Source organism: Pseudomonas sp. 18173 (genome assembly GCF_050432945.1).
In the GTDB taxonomy this organism is placed as follows: domain Bacteria; phylum Pseudomonadota; class Gammaproteobacteria; order Pseudomonadales; family Pseudomonadaceae; genus Aquipseudomonas.
On sequence record NZ_JBKFTN010000065.1, the window covers coordinates 1 to 1,788 of the forward strand.

The 1,788-nt window shown below is 61.9% G+C and carries 3 protein-coding genes; all 3 read right to left on the reverse strand.

The genetic code is table 11. The features are described 5' to 3' along the window. Positions 1-798: phage portal protein (locus tag ACLD1X_RS29030; RefSeq protein WP_429373712.1), on the reverse strand; the 798-nt coding region annotated here is incomplete at its 3' end. Continuing rightward, positions 795-1,007 (reverse strand): primosomal replication protein PriB/PriC domain protein, encoded by a 213-nt coding sequence (locus tag ACLD1X_RS29035; RefSeq protein ID WP_116583236.1) that lies wholly within the window; start codon positions 1,005-1,007, stop codon positions 795-797. The genes ACLD1X_RS29035 and ACLD1X_RS29030, both read right to left, overlap by 4 nt. Further along, positions 998-1,788 (reverse strand): terminase gpA endonuclease subunit (locus ACLD1X_RS29040; RefSeq protein ID WP_429373715.1); only part of this gene is annotated, 791 nt, incomplete at its 5' end. The genes ACLD1X_RS29035 and ACLD1X_RS29040, both read right to left, overlap by 10 nt.

Consider the following 1,788-nt stretch of genomic DNA (forward strand, 5'->3'; position numbering starts at 1 on the left):
AACCCGTTCGCTTTCCTCGTAATCCTTGATGTCCGCCAAGCGAATCAGCACGGCATGCAGCAAGGGTTGGCCGCGGTTTTGACCGATGCGCTTACGGTGCGCGATGTGAATCATCTGTTCGACCGGCACGCGCTTGGTGGTCAAAGTCAGCTGGAAACCGGCGGCATGCCCGGGGTGATGCTTGACCAGGTGATAGGCCCGGACCCGCCGCCACTGATTGCGCTCGATACCCTGCACAATGCCCTTGGCTTCATCGTTGTATTCCCACGGCAGGTAATCCGGCTCCAGCAACTCCAAAGCGAAGGGCACCGCGCTCAAATGCTCATAGCTGGGCACACGTCCCTTGAGCTTCTGCGCCAAGGCTTCGCCATCGCGCAGCCAAGTTCGGCACACCTGCCGCTCCATCTGCGGTCGGGACAGCTCGCCGGACGTTTCCGGACGCAACGACCACTCGGCCCAGCGAGCCTTGATCTGCGCCGCAAACTCCAGATGCACTTCCCCGGCATAGCTCAACGGAAACGGCTCGACCGCGATGCCCATGCCGCCAACCACTCGCTCTTCCAGGCGATCGAACAAGCCGGTGACGATGTCGTGGTCTTCGTCCAACTTGCGGCACTGCTCGCGCAAAGAACGCGCCGAACGCTGCAGCGAGCGGTCCGCACTGGCCGATTGTTTTTTGGCTTGGTGGGTGCGGGTCGCCTGCGCCGCTTCAAAGGCCATGATGGTGCTACGGGCACGCAGACGGTCAGCCACCAGCCCGGGAAACACCGGGGCCAGCACGCGATCCAGCAGGTTCATCGGAATGTCGCCAAGGCGTATGGCGGCTGCCCCGCCGCTGCTGCCTGTTGTGCTCGCAGCCGGCGTTCCCATTCCAGCCGACCAGCGCGGATTTCCTCCAGGTCATCCATGATCAGCTTGCGACCGTTAAAGAGGATTTCCTTGCCCTGCAGGATGGCCAGCTCGGCCTCCAGATAGCGGTCCACCATGTCTTGAGCGGTTATAGCCATGCGCCTTGTCCTGTATTAAGCCAGCCGCCCGACTCGGCGGGCTGGTCGGGTGATTGTTCCGGCTCAACCTGAGGCACCGACACCGTGGCCGATGTCGGTGCGGCAACGGTGGCCGGTTTGCTTTCCTGCTCGTGACTCACCGGCACAACCCAAGTGCCTGACGGCAACTGCTGTGCGAGCAGGTCGAGATTCATGCCAAAGCGCTGCTGTGTTATGCGCAACGCCGCCAAGGCGTACACCAGGCAATCGAGCGCTTCGTTTCGTCGCCCGCCGGCGTCCCAGCGCTGGACGCGCTGGTGTTTGACGATCACCCACTTGCGGCGCTCGGCGGTCAGTTGCCGCAACTCGTCTTCGCCGCAAATCATCTCGTTGGCAGGCAGGTGGATACAGCCAGGCACAGGTGCACCCGAACCGTCCGGCTGCATCCTGAGACGGCCATAAATCAGCTCTTTGGCATTGTCGGTACCCACTTCGACAAGGTACGCACGTCCCCCTTTGACCTTGGTTTTCTTACGCGGCCAGGTCGCAATCGGCTTGCCATAGGTCGAGGCACCGAACACAGGGATCACCCACTGGGTGCCGTGCTTGATGCATTCCTCACGTACTTCATCGCAGTAGTGACCACCTTGGTCCCAACACCAACGCTCGACGCCCATCACCGTGCCATCCGCCCGGGTGAAGGTCTTGTGGATCTCCATGCCAACCTTCGCCCGCAGCTCGATGCTGCCCGGGTCACCTTGAAGCACGAACTTATGGACCAGCCAAGCTTCCTCACCTGCGC